The following is a 23,566-nucleotide window of genomic DNA, read 5'->3' as shown; positions in this document are numbered from 1 at the left end:
CGCTCGCTTCGCTCCCGGCGCCGGGCAGATACGGCCCGCTCGCTTCGCTCCCGGCGCCGGTAGGCTGACGTGCCGTGACAGACCATGCCGACGACCCCACCGCGACCACTGAGCGCCGCACCCGGCTGCTCGCGTCGGCGGCGGTCACCCTGCGCGATCTGTCCGACATCACCGAACCGCTCGGCACCCTGTTCGCCGACGCCGGCCACGAGCTCTACCTCGTCGGCGGGTCGGTGCGCGACGCGGTCCTCGGACGCCTGGGCACCGACCTCGACTTCACCACCGACGCCCGCCCCGCACAGGTCCAGCAGTTGCTGGCCGGATGGGCCGACGCCATCTGGGACACCGGCATCGAATTCGGCACCATCAGCGCCCGGCGCAAGGATCTCATCCTGGAGATCACCACCTACCGGGCCGAGAAATACGATCGCGTCGGCCGCAACCCCGAGGTCACCTTCGGCGACTCCATCGACGACGACCTCGTGCGCCGTGACTTCACGATCAATGCGATGGCCGTGCGCATCGGCCGTGGCGGTGCCGAAGAATTCCACGACCCGCTCGACGGTCTGTCCGCGGCACTGGCCGGCGTCATCGACACCCCGGCCACCCCGCAGGAGTCCTTCGGCGACGACCCGCTGCGCATGCTGCGCGCCGTGCGCTTCGTCTCGCAACTGGGGTTCCGGGTGGCCCCGCGCGTGGCCGAGGCGATCACCGGGATGGCCGAAGAGATCGACCGCATCACCGCCGAGCGTGTCCGCGTCGAGCTCGACAAGATGATCGCCGGTGAATATCCCATCGAGGCAATCGAATTGATGGTCGACACCGGACTCGCCGAACGCATCCTGCCGGAGCTGCCCGGTATGCGCCTGACCATCGACGAACATCATCAGCACAAGGACGTCTATCAGCACTCGCTGACGGTGCTGCGTCAGGCCATCGACCTCGAAGACGGTGGTCCCGACCTCGTGCTGCGCTGGGCGGCGCTGCTGCACGACATCGGCAAGCCCGCGACCCGGCGGCACGAACCCAACGGCGGCGTCAGTTTCCACCACCATGAGGTCGTCGGCGCGAAGATGGTCCGCAAACGCATGCGGGCGTTGAAATACCCGAAGGCCGTCGTCGAGGACGTCGCGTCATTGGTGTTCTTGCACTTGCGCTTTCACGGCTACGGCGACGGGGCATGGACGGATTCGGCGGTCCGCCGCTACATCACCGACGCCGGGCCGCTCCTGGAGCGGCTGAACAAGTTGGTGCGGGCCGACTGCACGACCCGCAACAAACGGCGTGCGCGGCGCCTGCAGCAGAACTACGACGATCTCGAGCACCGCATCGCCGACCTGCGGGCGGCCGAGGACCTCGCGCGCGTGCGCCCCGATCTCGACGGCAACGCGATCATGGAATTGCTCGGCATGCCGCCGGGCCCCCTCGTCGGCGAGGCGTGGCGATATCTCAAGGAACTGCGGCTGGACCGGGGGCCGCTGCCGCGCGAGGACGCCGAAGAGGCACTGCGGCAGTGGTGGGCCGGGCGTGCCGACACCGCGAAGTAACCCGTCTGTCAGTAATCCCGGCTCTCAGTAACCCCGGCTCTCAGTAACCCCGGTTCTCAGTAACCCATCGTGCGCAGGGCATCGGCCAGTCGGTCGAGATCTTCGCGCCGCAGGTCCAGATGGGGGCTGATCCGCAACACCACCTGCTCGCCGGCCAGCGGGGCGCGCCACGATTCGGCGGCGGTGACGAGGATGCCGAGCTCGTCGAACAGCCGGTCGCGGGCGGTGCGCAGGTCGGAGTCCTGCCAGCCCGGTGGGGGTGCAAGGGTGACCAGCGCCGACGGTTCGTCGATGGGTTCGACGATCGCCCAGCTGCCGATGCCGTCGAGTCGTTCCCGGGTGGCCCGTCCGACTGCGGCCAGTTCGCGGAAAACCCGCTGCTGGCCGATCTGCTGTAGTTCGGCGACCGCCACGCCGAGCCCGAGCCGGCCCGCCAGGAACGCCTCGGAACTCTCGATCTCCACCGTGCGCAGCGAGTCACGCCGGACCGCCAGAAAGCCGACGCCGCGCGGGCCGGTGAGCCATTTGCGGCTGGTGCCGTAGACGACGTCGGCGCCGGTGACGGTGGGGACGTGGCCGACCGACTGCGCCATGTCGACGACGACGGGAACCTGCGCGGCATGCGCGATCTCGACGATTCGGGTGACCGGTTGCACCACACCCGACATCGACCCGATGTGGCAGATGTGGATGAAATCGGGCTGCTCGAACTGCAGCATGTTCTCCAGCGCATCGAGATCGATGTGCCCGTAGACGTCGCCGTCGGGCAGCGGCCGCACCGCGTACCCGCGCCGCTCGAATTCGACGAGGTTGGGCCCGAATTCGTTCTTGGCCACCCACACCGTCGTCGACACCGGCAGGCTCCAGCCGTTGAGCAGTGCCCGCAGCGCTGCCCGCGCGCTCTCCCGGAACGTCAGCTCTTCGGCGGTGTGGCCGACCAGGGATGCGAGATCGCGTGTGTCGCGGGCGAACTCGTCGGCACGATCGTCTGCGGCCACGTATGAGCCGCGCTCGGCCTCCCGCCACAGATGCGCCGAGATCGTCCCGATGACGGCGTTGGACGAGCGTCCCGCCGACGCCGAGTCGAGGTGGGTGATCGCCGGCGACAGCCGCGCTCGGTGGAACTGCTCGCCGAGAACGCTGACGTACATAGCCGTTGAACCTACCGTGTGCCCATCGGGCTGCGACACCACACCGGCAGCGATCCGCCGTCGAAGTACGGGAACCGATCCGCCTGCGGATGCGTCCAACACCGTATGGATCCGGTCCTGGAGTACGTGTTCGGCACCGGCGAGGGTGAGCCGACGCACTGGCACAGCGTCGCCGACACCGATGCCGATGGTGACGGTGTGCTCGATGCGGTATCGCTGGACTTCGACGGCGATGGCCGCGCCGACGACCTGCTCTGGGATATCGATGGTGACGGCATCGCCGATGTGGCGGCGCTCGACCTCGACGACGACGGCACCCCCGATCACCACTTCCGTGATGCCGGTGACGGGGTCTGGGCCATCGCCGTGGCCAGGCCGGACACGTCCGCCCCGGGTCCACCGGAGCCGAGATCGCCGGCCGCGCCCCCCGCGCCGCCGCCGGCCCCGACCGCACCGCCCGAGTCCGGGGCCCGGGTGGAGTCGCGGGACCTCGACGGCGACGGCAGCCCGGACCTGGAGGTGCACGTCGAGAACGGCGCGGTGCGCCGGGTCTACGTCGACTCCGACGGCGACGGCACCTTCGATCACGTGCTCGTCGACTCCGACGGTGACGGGGTAGCCGACCAGACCTATGCGGAAGGGGCGCCCGGTTTCGGCAGGTGATCCTCGGCGAACGGGCCGGGTTGCCGATCGCGGCCGGGCGGATGCACGGCGCGCACCACCACGATGCCGACCAGATAGAGCCCGCATCCGATCAGCACGAGCGTCACCGACCGGCCTTGCGGCCCGATGACCAGCGCGGTGAGGACCATCGCCAGCACGTAGGCCACGTTGAACAACGCGTCTTGGGCGGAGAACACCTGTCCGCGCACGGTGTCGTCGATGTCGACCTGCATCGCGACGTCGCCGCACAGCTTGGTGGTCTGGCCGACCAGCCCGAGTCCGATGGCGGCGGTACAGAAGCCCGGGATGGTGAATGTCAGCAGCAGCAGTTGCGCGAGGGCCCCGAGTGCGAGCATCGCGACGAGGGTGGCGCGTCTGCCGAAGCGGGCGACGAGAATCGGGGTCGTGAACGCCGCGACGAATGCACCGGCGGCCACACAGCCGAGGACCAGACTGATCCGGGACAGTCCGTCGCCGCCCCCGTCGACGTGGCGTGCGAACACGAAGAGCGTCAGCGTGTTGACGCCGAAGATGAATCGGTGCACGCCGATGGCCGAGAGCGCCGCAGCCGCGGGGCGGCAGCGGATGATGGCCCGGGCACCGTGCACGAAGCCGACCGCGACCGCATGTGCGGCGGAATGCCCGGGGTCGTCGGCCCGGTCCGGGCCCAGTTGGAGTACCGGGAAGCCATGTGCGACGAGCCCGGCGACCAGTGCCAGCACGACGCCGATGAGGATCGTCTCGGCACTGCCGACGTTGTCATTGCCGACCAGTGCGCGCACCCCGAGCGTGAGACCCGCGCCGACCGACAGCATCGCGCCGCCCAACGTCGTGAACAGCGCGTTCGTTGCGACGATCACCTCACGGTGGGCGACGTGCGGCAATGCCGCCGACAAGCCCGATGCCACGAACCGGCTGGCACCGGTCACGGTGAGCGCGCTGATGAGCACCAGTGTGTCGGCGCCGCCGGTGGCCATCGCGACGGCCACCAGACCGATCAGCACCGCACGCAGCACGTTGGCCCACAGCAGGACGTTGCGCCGATCCCACCTGTCCAGCAACGCCCCGGCAAAAGGGCCGATGACCGAATACGGAAGCAGCAGCACCGCGAACCCGAGGGCCGCGGCGAGCGGATCGGCGTGCCGTTCGGGATTGAACAGCACGCCACCGATGAGCGCGGCCTGGAAGACACCGTCGGTGAGTTGACTGGTCAAACGCACGGCGAGGAGCCGGCCGAGACCAGGCGAATGGTTCAGGGAATGGATGAAAATCTTCCACGACGACGCACCTTCGGTCACCGCGGAATTCACGTGCCTACATTACCGACCGGGCGGGCCGGTCATGCGATGATGGATCCCGTGGACGGCGGTGACAGCGCAGACGATCTCGGCCGTGACCGGCCCGACGGCGGTCGCGGTGACGGCGAGCACGCCGCGGAGTCGGCGCGAGACATCGAGTCGGCGAACAGCATTCGGTCCGGCTCACTGCTGATCTCCTCGACTGGTCTGCTCGAGTCCACCTTCGCGCGGACGGTGATCTATGTCATCGAGCACAATGACTCGGGCAGTCTCGGAGTGGTGCTGAACCGGGTCAGTCAGACCGCGGTGCACACCGTCGTCCCGGCGTGGACGGATCTGGCCGCGCAGCCGCGTGCGCTGTTCATCGGCGGACCGGTCAACCAGGATTCGGCGCTCTGCCTCGGCGTCGTGCGCGCCGGCGCCGACATCAGTGATCAGGAGCAGATCCGGCCGGTCGGCGGCCGGGTCGTACTCGTCGACCTCGACGCCGACCCGGAGCTGATCGCCCCGGTGCTCGAGGGCGTGCGCATCTTCGCCGGTTACGCCGGCTGGGGGATCGGTCAGCTCGAGGCGGAGATGGCCCAGGACAGCTGGATGCCCGCGTCGGCGTTGCCGCGCGACATCCTCGCGCCCCCGGGCGCCGACGTCTGGGCCGAGGTGCTCCGGCGACAGCCGTGGCCGGCGCCGCTGCTGGCCACCCATCCCGTCGACGTCACCGGGAACTGAGGGCGTCGCCCAGGTGGGCGCTGACCAGCACAAAGCAGGTATCTCCCGGGCGAGCACTATTCTCGCCTGGTGGATGCGATCGCCGACTGGCTCATCGGCATCATCGAGTCGGTGCCATCCTGGGCGGTTTATCTGATCGCGGCGGGCATGGTCTACCTGGAGACCGCATTCCTGCTGGCGGGACTGATCATGCCCAGCGAAGCGGTGCTGCTCGCCGCCGGGGTGGCCGCGGCGATCGGGCCGACCAACATCGGCTGGCTGGTGGTGGTGGTCGCGCTGTGCGCGGTCGCCGGGGACGCGACCGGATACTGGATCGGCCGCCACGGCGGGCAGCGACTCAAGGACTCCGCACTGGGCCGCCGATTCGGTGAGCAGCGCTGGGACAGCGCCGGCTACCGTCTCGAGCACTCCGGCTTGCTTGTCGTGGGAACCGGCCGGTGGATCGGATACGTGCGGACCATCGTGCCGCGGATGGCCGGGATCACCCGGATGAACTTCGCCCGATTCGGGGTCGCCGACGCGGTCGGCGCATTGTCCTGGGCCGCGGCAGTGCTCTTGGTCGGCTACTTCGCCGGCGCGGTGCTCGGCGCAACCATCTTGCTCTACGCGGTGATCGCCATGGTCGCGGCGGTGGTGGTCTTCTACATCGTCACCTGGCTGTTGCGTCGTCGGCGGCGCGGGGACGTCGGCTAGGAGCCGGCCCCGCCCGGCTCACTTTCGATATCGGCCTGTGCCGCCGTTCGCCCGTAGCGGCCCGCCAACCACGAGCAGATGATCAGCTGTACCTGATGAAAGATCATCAACGGCAGCACGATGAGTCCCACGACAGATCCGCTGAACAGAACCGTCGCCATCGGCAGGCCGGTCGCCAGACTCTTCTTGGTGCCACAGAACTGGATGGCGATCTGGTCCTCGCGGCTGAACCCGAGGCGCCGCGGCAGCCACCCGGTGAACCACAGCATCGCGATGACCAGCGCGATCGAGATGACTGCCATCGCGATCACCTGCCACGGGCTGACCATGGACCAGATCCCGTTGCGCACGCCTTCACCGAAGGCGGCATAGACGACGAGCACGATCGACCCACGATCGACGTACTTGGTCGGCTCGGCGAAGCGCGTGAGGATGGGCGTGACCAGCGGCCGGCACAGTTGCCCGAGAACGAACGGCACCAGGATCTCCAGCAGGATCTCCAGGATCTGCGACCCGGTGATGTGCACGCCGCTCGTCCCCGACATCAACAGGACCACCAGCACCGGGGTCAGGACCACACCGAGCAGGTTCGACGCGGACGCGCTCACGATGGCACCGGCGACGTTGCCGCGCGCCATCGAGGTGAAGGCGATCGACGACTGCACCGTCGAGGGCACCAGACACAGGTACAGGACCCCCGAGGCCAGGTCGCCGCCGATGAGTGGGCGCAGCGCCGGCTGCAGCGCCAGCCCGATGAGCGGGAACAACACGAATGTGAACGACAGGATGATCAGGTGCAGTCGCCAGTGCGTGAGCCCTTCGAGCGCCTGCCGTGGATGTAGGCGGGCGCCGTACAAGAAGAAGAGGAAGCCGATGGCGACCACGACCACCCAGTCGAGCGCATCGGCGAAGTCGCCCCGGGCGGGGAAGAACGCCGCGACCACGACCGCGGCCAGGATCGCCAGGACGAAGCCGTCGATGGGCGATCGGCTCAGCAGCGAGCGCATGCGGGCTCAGGCCTGGGCGGCGTCGCGTGTGCCCGGTGACCCAGCGCCATCGGCGGCGCAGACCCCGCGCAGGGTGCACGACGCGCAGCTCGACTCGCCGCAGTCGGCGGCCGCGGCCGGTCCCGGATCCGCCGCCGGTCCCGAGTCGGGCGCCGAGTCGTGGGAATGCGCACCCGAGCAGCAGCCGCAGCCTGCGTCGGAATCCGCGTCGGTGGCCCACCGGGACGCGCGCACCCCGTAACCACTGACGACGCCGACGACCACCAGCGCCGCGATCAGGGCGCCGAGGCCGAACAGGAATCGCCAGGTGCCCTCGACGCCCAAGGTCAGTAGTCCGCCGGCCACCAGGATGACCGCGGCACCGAGAGTGCCCGGTGCGGCGACCCGATTGGCCAGCCGAAAGGCCTCCTCTGAGGCAAGCGTTTCCGTGGAGCGGACGCCGAGCCAGCGGTTGCGCCGCAAGGTGCCGCGCAGGCCCGCGACGCCCACCGCCGCCCAGACGAGGGCGAGGACGAACACGCAGACGGCGACCACGAGGGACACAACACTCACGCGACCACCATACGAGTCCGCACGGATCCCCGCGAAACCGACCGGCGCCCACCCAGCGGATGCGCATGCCCCGGCCGGTGCAGCTCCGCTCGGGCCACCATTTACGCTGGTTGGGTGACTTCAGCGGATACTTCGCCCAGCAGCGGTGCCATGTCGAATGCAGCAGGAGTGACCGGCCCGGGCGCCCATCGCTACACGGCCGAGCTGGCCGGGCAGATCGAGCGACGCTGGCAGCGCAACTGGTCGGATCGGCATGCCTACGAGGCACCCAATCCCGTCGGCCCACTCGCGGGTGATCTGAGCGCGTTCGGCGGTGGCGGTCGCGACGCCCCCGACAAGGTCTTCGTTCAGGACATGTTCCCCTACCCCTCGGGTACGGGGCTGCACGTCGGGCATCCGCTGGGCTTCATCGCCAGCGACGTCTTCGCGCGGTTTGCCCGGATGACCGGCAAGAACGTCTTGCACACGATGGGCTTCGACGCCTTCGGCCTGCCGGCCGAGCAGTACGCGGTGCAGACCGGAACGCATCCGCGGACCACCACCGAGGCCAACATCGAGCGCTACCTCGCGCAGATCCGGCGGCTGGGGCTCGGCCACGACGAGCGTCGCCGGATCGCCACCACCGACGTGGAGTTCTACCGCTGGACGCAGTGGATCTTCCTGCAGATCTACAACGCCTTCTACGACACCGATCAGCGCAAGGCCCGCCCCATCTCGGAGCTGATCGACGAATTCGATTCGGGGGCACGCACTCTCGACGGTCACGAGAAGTTCGACGGGCGCGGCTGGGCCGACCTGTCGGCCGCCGAACGCAACGCGGTGATCGACTCGTATCGGCTGGTGTACCAGAGTGATTCGCTGGTCAACTGGTGTCCGGGTCTGGGCACGGTGCTGGCCAACGAGGAGGTCACCGCCGACGGCCGTAGTGATCGCGGGAACTTCCCAGTGTTCCGTAAGCATCTGCGGCAGTGGATGATGCGGATCACCGCCTACTCCGACCGGCTGCTCGACGACCTCGACGACCTGGACTGGCCGGAGAAGGTCAAGACGATGCAGCGCAACTGGATCGGACGGTCCCGCGGCGCCCAGGTCCGGTTCACGGTTGCCGACGGTGCAGCCGCCGGCACCGACATCGAGGTGTTCACCACCCGTCCCGACACGCTGTTCGGCGCGACCTACGTGGTGCTGAGTCCGGAGCATCCGCTCGTCGATGGACTCACCGCCGACCACTGGCCGGCCGACACCGACGAGCGGTGGACCGGGGGCGCATCGGGTCCGCGCGAGGCGATCGCGGACTATCGGGCGGCCATCGTGGCCAAATCCGATCTGGAACGGCAGGAGAACAAGGAGAAGACCGGTGTCTTCACCGGCACCTTCGCGACGAATCCCGTTGACGGGCAGCAGGTACCGGTCTTCATCGCCGACTACGTGCTGATGGGTTACGGTACGGGTGCGATCATGGCGGTGCCCGCCCACGACACCCGTGACCACGAGTTCGCGACGACTTTCCGACTGCCGATCATCGAGGTCATCGGTTCCGATCAGGGCGTCGAGGCCGAGGCGTATGTCGGTGACGGCCCGCTGGTCAACTCCGGATTTCTCGACGGCCTGCGGGTCGAGGAGGCCAAGGCCGCGGTCGTCGACCGGCTCGAAGAACTCGGTGCAGGCGAGGGGACCGTGCAATACCGGTTGCGCGACTGGCTCTTCGCCCGTCAGCGCTACTGGGGTGAGCCGTTCCCGATCGTCTACGACGCGCAGGGACAGGCGCATGCATTGCCGGAATCGATGCTGCCGGTGGAACTCCCGGAGGTCGACGACTACGCACCGGTGTCCTTCGACCCGGAGAGCCCGGATTCGGAGCCGTCACCACCGCTGGCCAAGGCGACCGATTGGGTGACGGTCGAACTCGACCTCGGCGACGGTCCGGCGACCTACACCCGCGACACCAACGTGATGCCGCAGTGGGCGGGCAGCTCCTGGTATCAGCTGCGCTACATCGATCCCACCAACGCGGAAACCTTGTGCGCCAAGGAGAACGAGGCGTACTGGATGGGACCGCGACCGCAGTTGCACGGGCCGAACGACCCCGGCGGTCTCGACCTCTATATCGGTGGTGTCGAGCACGCCGTCCTGCATCTGCTGTACTCCCGGTTCTGGCACAAGGTCCTCTACGACCTCGGTTACGTCTCCAGTCGGGAGCCGTACCGAAAGCTGTTCAACCAGGGCATGATCCAGGCGTACGCCTACAAGGATGCGCGCGGTATCCATGTGCCCGCCGACGAGGTGACCGAGCGTGAGGGCACCTTCTTCCACAACGGCGAGAAGGTCACCCAGGAGTACGGCAAGATGGGTAAGTCACTGAAGAACGCGGTGACCCCCGACGACATCGCCGACGACTACGGCGCCGACACCCTGCGGCTCTATGAGATGTACATGGGTCCGCTGGACCAGTCCCGCCCGTGGGCGACCAAAGACGTTGTGGGACTTCAGCGGTTCCTGCAGCGCGTCTGGCGACTGGTCGTCGACGAGGAGTCCGGCGCGGTGCACGTGGCCGACACCGAATCCGATGAGGCAACAAAGCGGTTGCTGCACAAGACGATCGCCGAGGTTCGCGGGGAGTTCGCGGAGCTGCGCAATAACATCGCCCTCGCCGCGTTGATCAAGCTCACCAATCATCTGACCAAGAATTTCGAGACATCCGGGGAGAAGTCCGGCGCACCGCGTGGGGCCGTCGAGCCGCTGGTGATGATGCTGGCCCCGCTGGCCCCGCACGTCGCCGAGGAGCTGTGGCATCGCCTCGGACACGACGAGCTGCTGGTGCATGCTCCGTTCCCGGTCGCCGACGAGCGGTGGCTGGTCGACGAGTCCGTCGAGATCGCGGTGCAGGTGAAGGGAAAGGTCAGAAGCCGCATCACCGTTCCCGCCGACGCCGACGAGGCCACGCTGCGCGCGGCCGCGCTCGCCGACGAGAAGATCGTCGAGCTGCTCGACGGCGAGCCCCGCAAGGTGATCGTGGTTCCCGGCCGGCTGGTCAACATCGTCCCCTGACGGTCGGGGCACCGCGATCGCCGTGGGGGATTGGAAAGAAACTTACTTTTGAGTAAGATCACGCGCATGGCGATCAACCTGGAGCTTCCGACGAAGTTCGACACTGCCGTCGAGCAGGCCCACCTGGCGGCCGAGCACATCTTCCGACCCATCTCCCGCACCTACGACGCGGCCGAACACGAGTACCCCAAGGAGCTCGACGACTTCGCCAAACTCGCCCGGGAGGCGCGCACGAAGGCCAAGGAGTCCGACAAGGGCGCCGATTCGGGTGACGCCGCCGATACGGTCAACGGCGCAAACATCCGCGGCGTGCTGCAGGGCGTCGAGATGAGCTGGGGCGACGTCGCCCTGATGCTCTCGATCCCGTACCAGGGACTGGGCAACGCCGCGATCGCCGCCGTCGCCAATCCGGAGCAGCTCGAGAAGTTCTCCGACGTCTGGGCATCGATGGCGATCACCGAACCCAGCTTCGGCTCCGACTCGGCCGCGGTGTCGACGACGGCCACCCGCGACGGCGAGGACTACGTCATCAACGGGGAGAAGATCTTTGTGACGGCGGGTTCGCGCGCCGATCACGTCGTCGTGTGGGCCACCGTGGACAAGAGCGCCGGCCGCGCCGCCATCAAGAGCTTCGTCGTCCCGATGGACACCGACGGCGTGAGTGTGGCCCGGCTCGAGCACAAGCTCGGGATCAAGGCCTCCGACACCGCGGTCCTGCGCTTCGAGAACGCCCGGGTGCCTGCCGAAAATCTGCTCGGCTCACCGGAAGTGGAGACCAAGAAGGCCTTCGCCGGAGTGATGGCGACCTTCGACAACACCCGCCCGGTGGTCGCCGCGATGGCCGTGGGCGTGGGTCGGGCCGCGCTCGAGGAACTGCGCCGTCTGCTCGAGGAGGCCGGCCACACCATCGACTACGATGCGCCCGCCGCCGCCCAGCACGCCGCCGTCGCCGAGTTCATCCGACTCGAATCCGATTGGGAGGCTTCGTGGTTGCTCGCGCTGCGCGCCGCCTGGATGGCCGACAACAAGGTGCCCAACTCGGCCGAGGCGTCGATGTCGAAGGCCAAGGCCGGCCGGACGGTCACCGACATCACCAACAAGGCGGTGGAAATCGGTGCGACAGCTGCCTTCTCGGAGACGATGTTGCTGGAGAAGTGGGCGCGTGACGCCAAGATCCTCGACATCTTCGAGGGCACTCAGCAGATCCAGCAGCTGATCATCGCGCGCCGCGTGCTCGGCAAGTCCAGCGCCGACCTCAAGTAGCCGACCTCAAGTAGCCGCCGGGACCACAAGCGTGTGCAGGCCCTCGCGGCCGGCCGCGGTGACCCGGATGCTGCGGGGCACCCGGCCACGCCGTATCCAGCCGAGATCGAGCAGCCGGGCCGTGACGGCCGTTCCGAGCGGGCCCCCGAGATGGTGGGCCTGCTCGGTCCAGTCGACGCAGTAGCGCAAGGGCTGCCCGGTGGCCAGCAGCCGAGACGGGATCTGCCACGACGCCAACGCGTCGGCACCCCGTGAGGTGAGCGAGTAGTCGACGGCCCTGCCCGGTGCAGACAATCGGTCGTCGGTACCGGGGTGGTGCAGACCGTCACCGCCGGTGATCCATCCCGCGCCGAGGAACCGTCGGAACAGTTCGGTGCCGGCCTGCCCGGCGAGATGGTGATAGCAGGTACGTGCGGTGCGCAGCGCCGCGGCACGAGTGTGCTCCCGCAGCGAGGTGACGGGAGTCTGCGGGGCCAGGGCGGCGAGAGCGCTCAGGACGCGCTCGACCTCGCCGTTGGCCAGCCGGTAATAGCGGTGGCGCCCTTGCTGTTCGACGGTGACGAGCTCATGTGCCAGCAGTACCGACAGATGGTTGCTGACCGTCGACGCCGCGACTCCGGCCTCCTGCGCGAGACGTCCGGCCGGAAGGGCGCGCCCGTCCGCCAGCGCCACCAGCACGCGCACGCGGCGCGGGTCGGCGAAGGCCGATGCGAGCCCGGCGATGTCGGGCTGACCCTGGTGTCGGTCGCATGCGGAAGGCATGTCCCGATGCTACGAGCGAAATGTTTCGACGCCGAGTGAAACATTCACCGGTGATCATCGGATGCATGGCTCTGGATCGTCCACCGTGGTCGCTGGTACTCGCTCTGTGCCTGGGCTACTTCTTGATTCTGCTCGACGTGACGGTCGTCAATGTTGCGCTGCCACAGATCAACTCCGATCTGCGAGCCGGTGCGTCGGGGCTGGCGTGGATCGTGGACGGCTACTCGGTCCCCCTGGCCGCACTGCTGCTCGCCGCGGGTGCGGTGGGGGATCGGCTGGGACATCGGCGCATCGTCGTCCTCGGCATGATCGTGTTCGGGGCGGCCTCGGTGGCATGTGCCCTGGCGCCGACGATGGGGGTGCTCATCGCCGCGCGGGCCGGGCAGGGTGCCGGCGCGGCACTCATGCTGCCGGGCACGCTGGCGATGCTCGTCGAGCGCACGCCGGATGCCGCGGCCCGTACCCGACTCGTGGGCATCTGGGCCGCGATCGGCGGGGCGGCGCTGCCTGCCGGACCGGTGGTCGGCGGCGTGCTGGTCCAAACGCTCGGGTGGCGTGCGGTGTTCTGGCTCGCGGTGCCGTTCATCGTGCTCGCGCTGGTCCCCGTTCTCCGCGCGCCGCGCGGAACCTCGGGGAGCGTCTCAGGCCGGGTCGATGTGGCGGGTGCCGTGCTGCTGGTGGCTGCGCTCGCCGGGGTGGTGAGCGCGATCATCACGGCGCCGGACGACGTCGGTGTCGCCGGTGGGCTCGCGGTGGCGGCGGTGGTGGCGGGCACGGCATTCGTGGTCGTCGAACGCCGCGCGCGGTATCCGCTGATCAGCGTCTCGCGCCAGGCGCGCAGCGTACTGGCACAGGCGTGCGGTGTGGCCGCCCTGATGAACCTCGCGACGCTCGGCGGGCTGTTCCTGCTGACCCAGGTCTTCCAGGATGTGCATCACCGCAGCCCGCTCGTGGCAGGGCTGGCGATGCTCCCGGCAATGGCGCCGCTGCCGCTGCTCGGGGCACCGGCGGGCCGGCTCTCGGCCCGCATCGGTGCCTGGCGCACCAGCAGTCTGGGATTGCTCGTCGGCGCGGTCGGATTCGGTGGGATGGCCATCGGCATCGTCGGCGACGACCTGTGGGTTCTCGTCGTGTCGCTCGCGGTGTGGGGTGCGGGATTGGGCATTCTCACCCCGGCGATCGTCGCCGCGGCGCTGCAGGCCGTCCCCGGCTCTCCCGGCACGGCCTCGGGCGCGAGCAACACCAGCCGCCAGACCGGCGGCGCGCTGGGGGTCGCGATCTTTGCGACCGTCGCCGGCCCCGCCGGTGCGGCACAGTTCGTCTCCCATTCCGCGGGCTTGTTCGTCGGAGCGGGACTTGCTTTCGCCCTCACCGGTGGCTGGTGTCTGGCACTGCACCGTCGGGTCTGATGTGCACCGTCGGGTCTGATGTGCACCGTCGGGTCTGATGTGCACCGTCGGGCCGAACACTCAGCGCAACAGTCGTTCCCGCAGCCGTTCGTCGCGTGCCAGCCGCTCGCCGTCGCGGGCGCGACGCTGTGCCATCACCGCCGCGAGGATGTCCTCGGCCGGCGCGCCGGCCGGAGGAGCGGGCGCCACATACGGGGCGATCGCGAAGGTCAGCCGCTGCGCCAGCGCGGCGCGGGCGGGCGGGGTGTAGCCGTCTCGTCGAATCAGGAACTGGCGCACCGAGATCGCGACCGGAGCGGGGAGCGGGGCGATGTCGGCGGTGGCGGTCCACGATGCGAGGTGTGGGGGCATCGGTACCGGCTCGGGCAGGGTGAGCGTGAAGCGCTCACGGATGACGTAGGTGCCCGCCACCAGATCGCCGACACGCTTGTTGCGCCGGTTGATGGCCGCGCAGATCATCGCGGGCACGCCGAAGAAGGTGTAGATCTCGACGACCCCGATCATCGCCCGGGTCAGCGCATGCCGGAACCGGATCGGTCCCGCGTCCTCGCGCACGGTTCGAAGCCCCAGCACCCAGTGCCCGACGGTCTTGCCGCGGGTGGTGGTCTCCAACGTCGTCGGCAATGCGGCGAGCGCGAGAACCGACGACAGTGTGACGCACGCGCCGAGCAGGGCGGCATCGACGTTGTGGGCGAGCTTGTAGGACAGGTACAGGAGAAAGATCAGCAGCAGATAGCCGAGGACCAGATCGATCAGTCCGGAGACGACCCGCAGCCCGAACGACGCCGCCGGCAGATCCAGTGCCACCGCCTCGCCCGATACCTGGTCGTCACGTCCGACGCCGACGGTGGCGCTCGCACCCTGTCCCCAGGCCACCGGCGGGCCACCCACCTGCTGCGGATACATGCGCCACACTCTAGCGGCGCGCGGCCGGGCCCGGCCGCGTCATGTCATTCACGGGTCGGCGGACCGCGAGCTCAGGTGGTGTGTGAGGACGAGCTCAGCGGCGCCGCCAGTTTCTCGAGGCCCTTGCCCTCGGCCGCGACACCCAGGACCAACTCGGTGAGCCCGCCGACGATCATCACCGCCGCGCCGATCACGAATGCCAGCGCGGTCTGTCCCGAGTCACCGTTGCCGGTCAGCTCGGCGAAGACCAGCGGTCCCGCGATGCCGCCGGCCGCGGTGCCGATCGCGTAGAAGAACGCGATGGCCATCGCGCGCGTCTCCATCGGGAAGATCTCGCTCACGGTCAGATATGCCGAACTCGCACCGCAGGACGCGACGAAGAGGACCACCGTCCAGCATGCGGTCAGGGTCAGCGCGGTCAGATTTCCGCCGGCCATCAGCCAGGCGGTGGCCGCCAGCAGCACCCCGGAACCGAGATATGAGCCGGAGATCATCGGTTTGCGGCCGACGGTGTCGAAGAACCGGCCGAGCAGGAGAGGTCCGAAGAAGCTGCCCAGACACATCACGGCGTAGTAGTAGCCGGTGTGATCGGATGCGACGCCGTACATCTTGTTGAGGATCACCGCGAAGTTGAAGGTCACGGCGTTGTACAGGAACGCCTGGCCGATGAACAGTGCGAGCCCGAGTGTGCTGCGGCGCGGGTACTTTCGGGCCATCACCGAGGCGATCTCGCCGAATCCGGTGGACTGTCGTTGCGTCACCTCGATCGTGTCGTCGACCTCGGACAGGTGTGTGCCGGTGTCGCGCTCCACCGTTTTCTCGACGTCGGCGACCAGTCGCTCCGCATCGGCGTCGCGGCCGTGGATGAACATCCAGCGGGGACTCTCGGGGACGTGGCGTCGTACCACCAGGACGAGGAGGCCGAAGATCACGCCGATGCCGAACATCAGCCGCCAGCCGAGGTTTGCCGGCAGGAGCGCGGTGTTCAGTGCGGCCACCGAGAGCAGCGCGCCGCCGGAGGCGCCGAGCCAGTAGGTGCCGTTGATGATCAGATCGATGCGGCCGCGGTACTTGCTGGGGATCAACTCGTCGATCGCGGAGTTGATCGCGGCGTACTCGCCACCGATACCCATTCCGGTGAAGAACCGGCAGAGGATGAACCACCACACCGAGAAGGAGAATGCGGTCAGTCCGGTGGCGACCAGGTACAGGACCAGCGTGATGATGAACAGCTTCTTGCGTCCGAAACGATCGGTGAGCCAACCGAAGAACAGGGCACCGCCGCAGGCACCCGCCACATACATCGCGGCCGCGAGGCCCGACACCTGCGACGTGGAGATGGGCAGACCGCTGCCGGCCTCCGACAGCCGGGAGGCGACGCTGCCGACCACGGTGACCTCGAACCCGTCGATGATCCACACCGACCCAAGGCCGACGACGATCATCCAATGCCAGCGCGACCACGGAAGCCGATCGAGGCGAGCCGGGATCTGGGTGCGCACGGTGGCCATGAGGGTGTGCGTTACCCGCGGTGAGCCCCGGTAAACCTGCGTCGGCGGATCCGGATGGATGACACCACCGCGTCCGCCCGGGCGGCGCCGATAGGCTGTCGGAGTGGATCTCGATGCCTACGTGAGCGCGAAGCGGCCGACGTGGGAACGGCTCGATGGGCTCACCCGGCGCCGCCGGCTCTCCGGTGCCGAGGCCGACGAGCTCATCGACACCTATCAGCGAGTGGCCACCCATCTGTCGGTGATCCGGTCCACGGCGCCCGATGCCTCACTCGTCGGATACCTTTCGTCGCTGTTGGCCAAGGCGCGCACGCGCGCCGCCGGCACCACGGAGAGCCGCTGGTCGATCGTGGGACGCTACTTCGGGAGGACGTTCCCGGCTGCGTTGTACGCAACGCGCTGGTGGTGGCTGAGTGCGCTGATCGTGTCCTTTGTCGGGATGGCGGCGATGACGTGGTGGTTCCTCGACCACCCCAGCACCGAAACTGCTTTCGGGAGTCCGGCCGACATCCAGAAACTCGTCGACAACGACTTCGCGAACTACTACTCCGAGAACGCCGCGACCTCCTTTGCGCTGCGGGTATGGACCAACAACTTCTGGCTGGCCGCAACATGTATCGCCTTCGGGGTCTTCGGTTTTCCGGTGATCTGGGTGCTGTGGGGCAATATCACCAATGTCGCGGTGACGGCGTCGATCATGATTCGCCACGGCCGCGCCGACGTGTTCTTCGGGCTGATCACCCCGCACGGGTTGCTGGAGATGACGTGTCTGTTCGTCTCCGCCGGAGTGGGTCTGCGCGTCTTCTGGTCGTGGGTGGCCCCGGGCGGTAAGTCGCGGATGCAGTCACTGGCGGAGCAGGGCCGCACGGCGATCGGCATCGCCCTGGGATTGGTTGTGCTGCTGCTGATCACCGGCCTCATCGAGGCGTTCGTGACCCCCTCGGGACTACCCACCTTTGCCCGGGTCGGGATCGGCGTGTTCGTCTGGGTCGGCTTCTTCGGCTACGTCTTCACCCTCGGGCGCTGGGCCTACAACGACGGCGAGCGCGGAGACGTCGCCACCGATGACCGGGACTTCGTCGCCCCGACCGCGTGAGACGGCTGCCGGAGACGACCGGATGAGGCGATCAGAGCAAGCCGCGTGATTTGAGCAGCAGGTAGTGATCGGCGAGCGCGGCAGGCAACTGCTCCGGGTCGGCATCGACGACGTCCACGCCGAGTCGCGACACCGCCGATTCGGTCCGCTGCCGTAGCGCGATCGTCCGGGCCGCGGCGGCGGCACCGTAGATGGCGGCGGCATCCTCACGCTGTTCGGCCATCTCGAGCAGCTGCGGGTCGCGGACCGATCCGATGATCACCTTGTGGCGCTGGGCCAGCACCGACAACGGTGCCAGCATCGACTCCTCGATGGCCGCCGGCTCCAGCGGCGTCAACAGGACCACGAGGGCACGCTGGCGGGTGAGCTTGCCGATCTCGGCGGCCAGCAGCGGCCAATCCGCTTCGAGCAGCGCGGGTTCCAGCGGTGCCATGGCGGTGACGAGGGCGCCGAGGAGGGTGCTGCGTGGCGCACCGACAACCCGGCGATGGATCATGCGGTCGCCGGCTATCAGGTCGACGCGGTCGCCGGCGTGCGCGGCGAGTGCCGCGAGCAGCAGCGCCGCGTCCATCGCCGCATCGAGGCGGGGCTCGTCACCGACCCGGCCCGCCGACGTGCGCGAGGTGTCCAGGATGATGATGATGTGGCGGTCCTTCTCCGGTTGCCAGGTGCGCACCACCGTCGACCGGCGCCGCGCGGTTGCGCGCCAGTCGATGCTGCGGACGTCGTCGCCCTCGACATAGTCACGCAGCGAGTCGAATTCGGTACCCTGCCCGCGGATCCGGACCGCCGAACGGCCGTCGAGCTGCCGCAGCCGAGCCAGCCGGGACGGCAGCAGCTTGCGCGAATGAAACGGTGGCAGAGCGCGAATGGAGCCGGGCACCACAAAGCCCGATTGCCGCCCGGCCAGCCCGAGCGGGCCGCGCCGGCGCACCGTCACCCGGTGTGCCGGCCGATCGCCGCGGCGGGTGGGTAGCAGGGACGTCGAGACCGACTGCCGTTCACCCGGTGGCAGGGACACGTCGTGGATGTTGCCGGATGCGCCGGCCGATGGCTGCCAGCCGTCCTTGAGCTGTGCGCGGAAGCGGCGGCCGGTCGGGTTGTGCACCACCAGGACCGAGTTGCCCGGCTCGCCGAGACGTACCGGCGCCGACGGAAGTCGGTATAGCCGTAGCACTCTCGTCGATCCGGCGGCGATCAGGTCGATGCCCATCAGCACGACACATGCCAGCACCCACAGCAGCACCACCCAATACCGCGGGTATCCGATCACGGGGATCGCCCCCGCCACGACGAGGAGAAAAAACCGGCCGGTGAGAAACATCAGCGCGGCACAGGTACCGACGCGATCGCGGCATCGAGTACCGCAGCGACCGACACACCCTCGAGCTCTGCCTCCGGGCGAAGTGAAAGCCGATGTGCGAGAGTCGATTGCGCGAGGGCCTTGACGTCGTCGGGGGTGACGAAGTCACGGCCGGCCAACCAGGCCCACGCCCGGCTGGTCGACAACAGGGCGGTCGCACCACGGGGGCTGACGCCCAGCGCCAACGACGGCGACATCCGGGTGGCACGCGCGATGTCGACGATGTATGCCACCACCTGCGGGGCGACGGCGACGTGGCGGATCGCGTCGGCGGCCGCGATGATGTCGGCGGCACTCGCCACCGGTCGCAATCCGGCCGCTGCCAACTCCTGCGGATCGAACCCGGCCGCATGGCGCGCCAGCACGGTGATCTCGTCGTTGCGCGGCGGCACCGGCAGGGTCACCTTCAGCAGGAATCGATCGAGCTGCGCCTCCGGAAGTGGGTAGGTGCCCTCGTACTCGACGGGGTTCTGGGTGGCGGCCACCAGAAACGGGTCGGGCAGTGGCCGCGGCACCCCGTCGACCGAGACCTGATGTTCTTCCATCGCCTCGAGCAACGACGCCTGCGTCTTCGGTGGGGTGCGGTTGATCTCGTCGGCCAGAAGAAGATTGGTGAACACCGGACCACCCCGAAAGGTGAACTCGGAGGTCGCATTGTCGAAGATCAGCGAGCCGGTCACATCGCCGGGCATGAGGTCGGGGGTGAACTGCACGCGTTTGGTGTCCACCGCCAGGGCTGCGGCCACCGACCGCACCAACAACGTCTTCGCCACGCCCGGAACACCTTCGAGCAGGATGTGCCCACGGCAGAGCAAGGCGATCAGGATGCCGGCGACGGCCGGGTCCTGGCCGACGACGGCCTTGGCCACCTCGCTGCGGACTGCGCCGAGCGCGGCACGCAGATCGGCGACCGGCTTCTCCGGCACTGGTTTCTGGGGCATCGGCTTCTCGGGATTCATGGTGCGCGGCGAACTTCCTTGTCGAGGGTGGTCAGGGCGTCGGTGAAGCGGACGAGATCGTCGTCGGTGCGCGGCAACGGTCCGTCGAGCAGGGCCATCAGCGCGGTCCGGTCGCGCCCGGTGGCTGTCGCGATTGCCGAGATGACCGTGGCGAGTACCGGATCCGGGGTCGACGGGTGCCCGTCGTCGAGAGCCGCCAGGGCGCGACCGGGGTCATACGGCACACCGAGGTAGGCGGCCAGCCGCGCAATGGTGCGTACGCGCAGCACCGCGGCCGCACGATCGGCGGCGGCGGCGCGGCGATACATGCGTCCGCGGGATTGCGTTGTCTCGATGGCCTTCACGACCGCGGGCAGTGGCTCGGTCGACAGCGGTCCCACCCGTCGGCCACGCCACACCACGAGCGCGAGCACCGCAAAGAATGCGAGCAGGAACATCGGGCCCACGGCCCGAGGGAACACCGACTGTTCGGTGCCCTGGTGCGAGGCCGGCTCATCGATCCGGTCACCGGGTAGGGGGACGTACCAGAGGACATGGTCGGAGGTGGCGATGGTGCGCACGCTGACGCCGGCGTTGTCGTACCGGCCGAGGTTCTTGTTGAGGGTCATCGTGCCGGTCATCGCGACGACCGGCGGCCCCGCGGGCGTGGGTGCGCTGATCACCATGTCGTAGCCGCCGTCGTGCCCGCGGCCGAAGCAGCCGGTGGTCGACGGGTCCACGTCCGTCTCGCGCAGCAGGCGCAACGATGGATCGGCGGAGACGACGTCACCGGGAGAGACACCGGGCACCGCACATTCGGCTGTACTCGTCGGCGTGGGAGTGTTGTTGTAGGACACCGTGATCCCGGGCGCCAACACCGACAGCGCCGACTGCGACGGGTCGATCGCCACGACTCGATGCGCGTCACGAATCCGGTCGCCGACGACGCCGGCCACCGGGGCGGACATGCTTGCTGCGCCGCTGATCACCACGGTCGTGTCGGCACCGGGCCGCTCGGTGGCGCGCAGCGCGTCGAGTCCGCGCACCGTCGCCACGTCCACCCCGTGGCCGGTGAGGATCGATGCCAGCGCGCTGGTGCCGGCCTCGCCGTGGTCGGCCGGGTCGAGGGGGGCGGAGCTCGTGGGATGGGCGTTGTTCGCCGCGGATGCGATGGTCAACAGCAGCAGGATCACCACGACCGCGACGACGACTCCGCCGATCACCCACCAGATCCAGCGTCGCGGCCGGCGGGGCGGTGTGCCGTGCGGCGGTGCGCTCGAGGTGCGCACAGCGCTCGTGGTGCTCATCGCGGCACCGCGTAGGCCGTGGCCGCGTCGCCGACGGTGCCGGACGGGCGCGCGGACTTCAGGTCGGCGTCGAGCGTCAGGACCGACCGCGCTTGTTCGGCGGTCGCGGTCGCGTGGCCGTACACGACCCGGTCGAAGAGGCCGGCGGCTTCGGTCAGGCTGATGGCGAATTCCCCGAACGCCGGCTGCAGCCGGACGGCGACCTCATGTGCGGTCAGTGACGGCGTGTCGTCGAGGAGCGATCGTTCGATGCTGCGGCGGGTGAGTGCGCGCATCGCCTCCCGGATACAGCCGGCGTTGTCGCCGGCGGCCAACAACTCCTCGGCGCGTGCGCGATGGGCGGCCGCCGACGTCGGATCGTCGGTCAGTACCCGGTGGTGTCCGTCGGTGACGGCGCTACGCGGGGTGCGCCGCACGAACCGGAGCGCGTAGATGATCAATGCCACCAGCAGCACGACGACGACGATCGCGATGATCCCCGGGATGGTCTTGCCGATGCCTGCCACGTCGGCGAACCGTTGGTAGATCCAGCTTCCGATGTCGTCGCTCAGCCGGTCGAGGGCGCTCGGCTGGGGGCTGGTCCACGCGTCACGGGCCCAGTCGCGCGCTTGGCCGTTGTCGGGTGTCAACCCGTCGGCGAGGACCGTCAGCGAGACGCCCACGGTGGCCCATCTCTGTCGGCCACGAGCTGTGTCAGCGCAATGTCCAAGCCTTCCTTGCGGATTCGCGAGTCGGTGTGCACCACCGACGAGGCCACCGCGAACATCGGCGCCAGGATGACCGTGACGAGCACCGCGGTGACGATGCCGACGACGTCACCGGCGGTGCTCCCGACGACGTCGGTGATCAGACCCACGAGCCCCGAGAACACGGTGTCGACGACGGTCGCGACGATGCCCAGGATGACGAACACGGTGAAGTAGCGGGCGAACAGGCCGCGGGTCAACGCAAACGACCGGGCGATGGCGGCCGGCGGCGAGAGGTTGTCGATCGTGACCGCCGGCATGGCCACCGACAGGCGGACGGCCAGCCACACCACCGGAATGATCAGGAGTACCGACGCCACGGCCACCGCGAGCAGGACGTCGAGATCGGGAGAGCCGATGCCGACGAGCAGCAGCGCGATGGCCGGTGCCGCGACGAGGACGAGGCCGACCGCCAGCAGCAGCACGGTACCGATGAGCCGACCGACGAACGGACGCCCGAACCGCCACGATTCGCGCAGGCCGGCACGCACACCGATCACGTCACGGGCAACGGGATAGGCCACGACGCCGGCGAGGAGCCAGCCGGCCACCGACCCGGCGTCGGTGGCGACACCGGACGCCGACGTGAGAGCCGCACGCGGATTCGGGAGACCGTCCCCGCCGATGACTCCCACCGCGACACCGATCACGAGATCGATGACGAGAGCCACGATGACCGTGGCCACGGTGACGACGGCCGACATCCCGAAGTAGACGCGCGGATTGCCGAAGACCGCGGCGAACGTCGCGCCGACGATGTCGCCGGGGCCGAGCGGACGCAACGGGATCACTCCCGGCTTGTGGGCGGGCACCGGTGGCGGCCACGGTGGCGGTACCGCCGACCGGTCGGGTCCCCGGCTCGATCGCGGGTCGCCGGTGGCCGAACCCCATTCCGGTTCCGGGAAGCCGTGTCCCGGGGACTCGGTCATGGTGGCTCCTCGGCAGGACGGTCGGCGCGCCGGCGCGGTCGCCGGGACATTCGAGCGCGAACCTATCAAACCGGCGATGTCCGCTGCCCTGTGGACGCCGGCCCGATCGGCTATCTGGATGACGGGCGAGGCGTGCGTTTGCGCGCGTACGATACGGCGATGTCGTCGCCGGTGAGGAGATCGCCCGATGCCGATCGCACCTCGACCCGGACCGGTGATCCGTCCTCGGCCCGCAGGCGCAGCGGAGCGCCGTCGGATTGCAGATGCCGGTCACCCCACTGCATGAGTCCGAGCACCACCGGCAGAAGTTCACGGCCCGCATCGGTCAACTGGTATTCGTACCTCGCGCGCTGACCCGGTTCGCGGTAGGGGACCTTGACGAAGATCCCGGCATCGGTGAGCTCACGCAGACGCGCGGAGGCCACCGCCTCGGAAATGCCCACCCGGCGCACGAATTCGTCGAAACGGGTGGCGCCGTAGAACGCCTCGCGCAGGATCAGTAACGCCGAACGGGTGCCGACGACGCCGACGGCCTTGTCGATCGAGCATTCGGTGGCACGCCAACTGTCACGGTCGGACAACGTTCCGGTCAGCTTCACGTCCCCATCCTACGTGGCTTGGATCGACCGAAGTCAGCTGACGGAGATCCCG

At 68.8% G+C, this 23,566-nt stretch carries 21 protein-coding genes; 8 read left to right on the top strand and 13 right to left on the bottom strand.

Annotated elements, in window-relative coordinates; translation table 11 throughout:
* Positions 1-74: 74 nt before the first annotated feature.
* Positions 75-1,547: a CCA tRNA nucleotidyltransferase gene (locus ACLQ3C_RS12225; RefSeq protein WP_425705338.1), complete on the top strand. Its 1,473-nt coding sequence runs from the start codon at positions 75-77 to the stop codon at positions 1,545-1,547.
* 56 nt (positions 1,548-1,603) lie between these two features.
* On the opposite strand, the gene ACLQ3C_RS12220 is transcribed toward ACLQ3C_RS12225, so the two are convergent.
* Positions 1,604-2,698: an aminotransferase class V-fold PLP-dependent enzyme gene (locus tag ACLQ3C_RS12220; RefSeq protein ID WP_425705337.1), complete on the bottom strand. Its 1,095-nt coding sequence runs from the start codon at positions 2,696-2,698 to the stop codon at positions 1,604-1,606.
* Between the two features lie 105 nt (positions 2,699-2,803).
* On the opposite strand from ACLQ3C_RS12220, the gene ACLQ3C_RS12215 reads away from it, so the two are divergent.
* A complete protein-coding gene (locus ACLQ3C_RS12215; protein WP_425705336.1) occupies positions 2,804-3,361 on the top strand; it encodes a hypothetical protein in 558 nt (185 codons plus the stop codon).
* Here ACLQ3C_RS12215 and ACLQ3C_RS12210 read toward each other — a convergent pair.
* Entirely contained in the window at positions 3,328-4,671 is a 1,344-nt protein-coding gene (locus tag ACLQ3C_RS12210; protein WP_425705335.1) for an MFS transporter, read from the bottom strand. The genes ACLQ3C_RS12215 and ACLQ3C_RS12210 overlap by 34 nt on opposite strands.
* Before the next feature lie 36 nt (positions 4,672-4,707).
* Here ACLQ3C_RS12210 and ACLQ3C_RS12205 point away from each other — a divergent pair, with 36 nt between their 5' ends.
* Together ACLQ3C_RS12205 and ACLQ3C_RS12200 are read left to right on the top strand one after the other, a co-directional pair.
* Positions 4,708-5,385 carry a YqgE/AlgH family protein gene (locus ACLQ3C_RS12205; protein ID WP_425705430.1) on the top strand — a complete coding sequence of 226 codons (678 nt, stop codon included), beginning with the start codon at positions 4,708-4,710 and terminating at the stop codon, positions 5,383-5,385.
* A 69-nt stretch (positions 5,386-5,454) separates the two neighbouring features.
* Entirely contained in the window at positions 5,455-6,078 is a 624-nt protein-coding gene (locus ACLQ3C_RS12200) for a DedA family protein (RefSeq protein ID WP_425705334.1), read from the top strand.
* Here ACLQ3C_RS12200 and ACLQ3C_RS12195 read toward each other — a convergent pair.
* Positions 6,075-7,085: a bile acid:sodium symporter family protein gene (locus tag ACLQ3C_RS12195; protein ID WP_425705333.1), complete on the bottom strand. Its 1,011-nt coding sequence runs from the start codon at positions 7,083-7,085 to the stop codon at positions 6,075-6,077. The two genes, ACLQ3C_RS12200 and ACLQ3C_RS12195, sit on opposite strands and share 4 nt — an antisense overlap.
* A gap of 6 nt (positions 7,086-7,091) precedes the next feature.
* Entirely contained in the window at positions 7,092-7,637 is a 546-nt protein-coding gene (locus ACLQ3C_RS12190; protein WP_425705332.1) for an SdpI family protein, read from the bottom strand.
* Between the two features lie 150 nt (positions 7,638-7,787).
* On the opposite strand from ACLQ3C_RS12190, the gene leuS reads away from it, so the two are divergent.
* Together leuS and ACLQ3C_RS12180 are read left to right on the top strand one after the other, a co-directional pair.
* On the top strand, positions 7,788-10,685 hold the full coding sequence (leuS, locus tag ACLQ3C_RS12185; protein ID WP_425705331.1) for a leucine--tRNA ligase: 2,898 nt from the start codon (positions 7,788-7,790) through the stop codon (positions 10,683-10,685).
* Positions 10,686-10,751: 66 nt separating this feature from the next.
* Positions 10,752-11,948, top strand: a complete 1,197-nt coding sequence (locus tag ACLQ3C_RS12180; RefSeq protein WP_425705330.1) for an acyl-CoA dehydrogenase family protein — start codon at positions 10,752-10,754, stop codon at positions 11,946-11,948.
* A 6-nt stretch (positions 11,949-11,954) separates the two neighbouring features.
* Here the strand turns inward: ACLQ3C_RS12180 and ACLQ3C_RS12175 are convergent, their stop codons facing one another.
* Positions 11,955-12,710: an ArsR/SmtB family transcription factor gene (locus ACLQ3C_RS12175; protein WP_425705329.1), complete on the bottom strand. Its 756-nt coding sequence runs from the start codon at positions 12,708-12,710 to the stop codon at positions 11,955-11,957.
* Positions 12,711-12,775: 65 nt separating this feature from the next.
* Between ACLQ3C_RS12175 and ACLQ3C_RS12170 the strand changes: the two genes are divergently transcribed.
* A complete protein-coding gene (locus tag ACLQ3C_RS12170) occupies positions 12,776-14,119 on the top strand; it encodes an MFS transporter (protein WP_425705328.1) in 1,344 nt (447 codons plus the stop codon).
* Between the two features lie 60 nt (positions 14,120-14,179).
* Here ACLQ3C_RS12170 and ACLQ3C_RS12165 read toward each other — a convergent pair whose 3' ends face one another.
* Together ACLQ3C_RS12165 and ACLQ3C_RS12160 are read right to left on the bottom strand one after the other, a co-directional pair.
* Positions 14,180-15,025 (bottom strand): RDD family protein, encoded by an 846-nt coding sequence (locus ACLQ3C_RS12165; protein WP_425705327.1) that lies wholly within the window; start codon positions 15,023-15,025, stop codon positions 14,180-14,182.
* Positions 15,026-15,096: 71 nt separating this feature from the next.
* Positions 15,097-16,536, bottom strand: a complete 1,440-nt coding sequence (locus ACLQ3C_RS12160) for an MFS transporter (protein WP_425705326.1) — start codon at positions 16,534-16,536, stop codon at positions 15,097-15,099.
* Positions 16,537-16,639: 103 nt separating this feature from the next.
* On the opposite strand from ACLQ3C_RS12160, the gene ACLQ3C_RS12155 reads away from it, so the two are divergent.
* A complete protein-coding gene (locus tag ACLQ3C_RS12155) occupies positions 16,640-17,632 on the top strand; it encodes a stage II sporulation protein M (RefSeq protein ID WP_425705325.1) in 993 nt (330 codons plus the stop codon).
* 31 nt (positions 17,633-17,663) lie between these two features.
* On the opposite strand, the gene ACLQ3C_RS12150 is transcribed toward ACLQ3C_RS12155, so the two are convergent.
* The 6 genes from ACLQ3C_RS12150 to ACLQ3C_RS12125 all read right to left on the bottom strand — a co-directional run bounded on the left by ACLQ3C_RS12150 (position 17,664) and on the right by ACLQ3C_RS12125 (position 23,514).
* Positions 17,664-18,956, bottom strand: coding sequence for a DUF58 domain-containing protein (locus ACLQ3C_RS12150; RefSeq protein ID WP_425705324.1), 1,293 nt, complete (start codon positions 18,954-18,956; stop codon positions 17,664-17,666).
* On the bottom strand, positions 18,956-19,954 hold the full coding sequence (locus tag ACLQ3C_RS12145; protein ID WP_425705323.1) for an AAA family ATPase: 999 nt from the start codon (positions 19,952-19,954) through the stop codon (positions 18,956-18,958). Before ACLQ3C_RS12145 ends, ACLQ3C_RS12150 begins: the two co-directional genes overlap by 1 nt.
* Positions 19,951-21,240: a DUF4350 domain-containing protein gene (locus ACLQ3C_RS12140; RefSeq protein ID WP_425705322.1), complete on the bottom strand. Its 1,290-nt coding sequence runs from the start codon at positions 21,238-21,240 to the stop codon at positions 19,951-19,953. Before ACLQ3C_RS12140 ends, ACLQ3C_RS12145 begins: the two co-directional genes overlap by 4 nt.
* Positions 21,237-21,902 (bottom strand): DUF4129 domain-containing protein, encoded by a 666-nt coding sequence (locus tag ACLQ3C_RS12135; protein WP_425705321.1) that lies wholly within the window; start codon positions 21,900-21,902, stop codon positions 21,237-21,239. The genes ACLQ3C_RS12140 and ACLQ3C_RS12135 overlap by 4 nt, the downstream gene beginning before the upstream one ends.
* Positions 21,887-22,915 carry a glycerophosphoryl diester phosphodiesterase membrane domain-containing protein gene (locus tag ACLQ3C_RS12130; protein ID WP_425705320.1) on the bottom strand — a complete coding sequence of 343 codons (1,029 nt, stop codon included), beginning with the start codon at positions 22,913-22,915 and terminating at the stop codon, positions 21,887-21,889. Before ACLQ3C_RS12130 ends, ACLQ3C_RS12135 begins: the two co-directional genes overlap by 16 nt.
* A gap of 110 nt (positions 22,916-23,025) precedes the next feature.
* The gene (locus ACLQ3C_RS12125) at positions 23,026-23,514 is read right to left on the bottom strand and encodes a winged helix-turn-helix transcriptional regulator (protein ID WP_425705319.1); all 489 of its coding nucleotides are present in this window, start codon (positions 23,512-23,514) and stop codon (positions 23,026-23,028) included.
* Between the last annotated feature and the right edge of the window lie 52 nt (positions 23,515-23,566).

It is taken from the genome of Gordonia sp. DT30 (assembly GCF_049844915.1).
Classification (GTDB): domain Bacteria; phylum Actinomycetota; class Actinomycetes; order Mycobacteriales; family Mycobacteriaceae; genus Gordonia.
This window is presented reverse-complemented; position numbering and strand designations above follow the sequence as displayed.

Coding starts and splice junctions, on each gene's coding strand:
- ACLQ3C_RS12220 (WP_425705337.1), bottom strand. CDS start 2,698: ATGTACGTCAGCGTTCTCGGCGAGCAGTTCCACCGAGCGCGGCTGTCG.
- ACLQ3C_RS12215 (WP_425705336.1), top strand. CDS start 2,804: ATGGATCCGGTCCTGGAGTACGTGTTCGGCACCGGCGAGGGTGAGCCG.
- ACLQ3C_RS12205 (WP_425705430.1), top strand. CDS start 4,708: ATGATGGATCCCGTGGACGGCGGTGACAGCGCAGACGATCTCGGCCGT.
- ACLQ3C_RS12195 (WP_425705333.1), bottom strand. CDS start 7,085: ATGCGCTCGCTGCTGAGCCGATCGCCCATCGACGGCTTCGTCCTGGCG.
- leuS (WP_425705331.1), top strand. CDS start 7,788: ATGTCGAATGCAGCAGGAGTGACCGGCCCGGGCGCCCATCGCTACACG.
- ACLQ3C_RS12180 (WP_425705330.1), top strand. CDS start 10,752: ATGGCGATCAACCTGGAGCTTCCGACGAAGTTCGACACTGCCGTCGAG.
- ACLQ3C_RS12175 (WP_425705329.1), bottom strand. CDS start 12,710: ATGCCTTCCGCATGCGACCGACACCAGGGTCAGCCCGACATCGCCGGG.
- ACLQ3C_RS12170 (WP_425705328.1), top strand. CDS start 12,776: ATGGCTCTGGATCGTCCACCGTGGTCGCTGGTACTCGCTCTGTGCCTG.
- ACLQ3C_RS12165 (WP_425705327.1), bottom strand. CDS start 15,025: ATGTATCCGCAGCAGGTGGGTGGCCCGCCGGTGGCCTGGGGACAGGGT.
- ACLQ3C_RS12160 (WP_425705326.1), bottom strand. CDS start 16,536: ATGGCCACCGTGCGCACCCAGATCCCGGCTCGCCTCGATCGGCTTCCG.
- ACLQ3C_RS12150 (WP_425705324.1), bottom strand. CDS start 18,956: ATGTTTCTCACCGGCCGGTTTTTTCTCCTCGTCGTGGCGGGGGCGATC.
- ACLQ3C_RS12145 (WP_425705323.1), bottom strand. CDS start 19,954: ATGAATCCCGAGAAGCCGATGCCCCAGAAACCAGTGCCGGAGAAGCCG.
- ACLQ3C_RS12140 (WP_425705322.1), bottom strand. CDS start 21,240: ATGAGCACCACGAGCGCTGTGCGCACCTCGAGCGCACCGCCGCACGGC.
- ACLQ3C_RS12130 (WP_425705320.1), bottom strand. CDS start 22,915: ATGACCGAGTCCCCGGGACACGGCTTCCCGGAACCGGAATGGGGTTCG.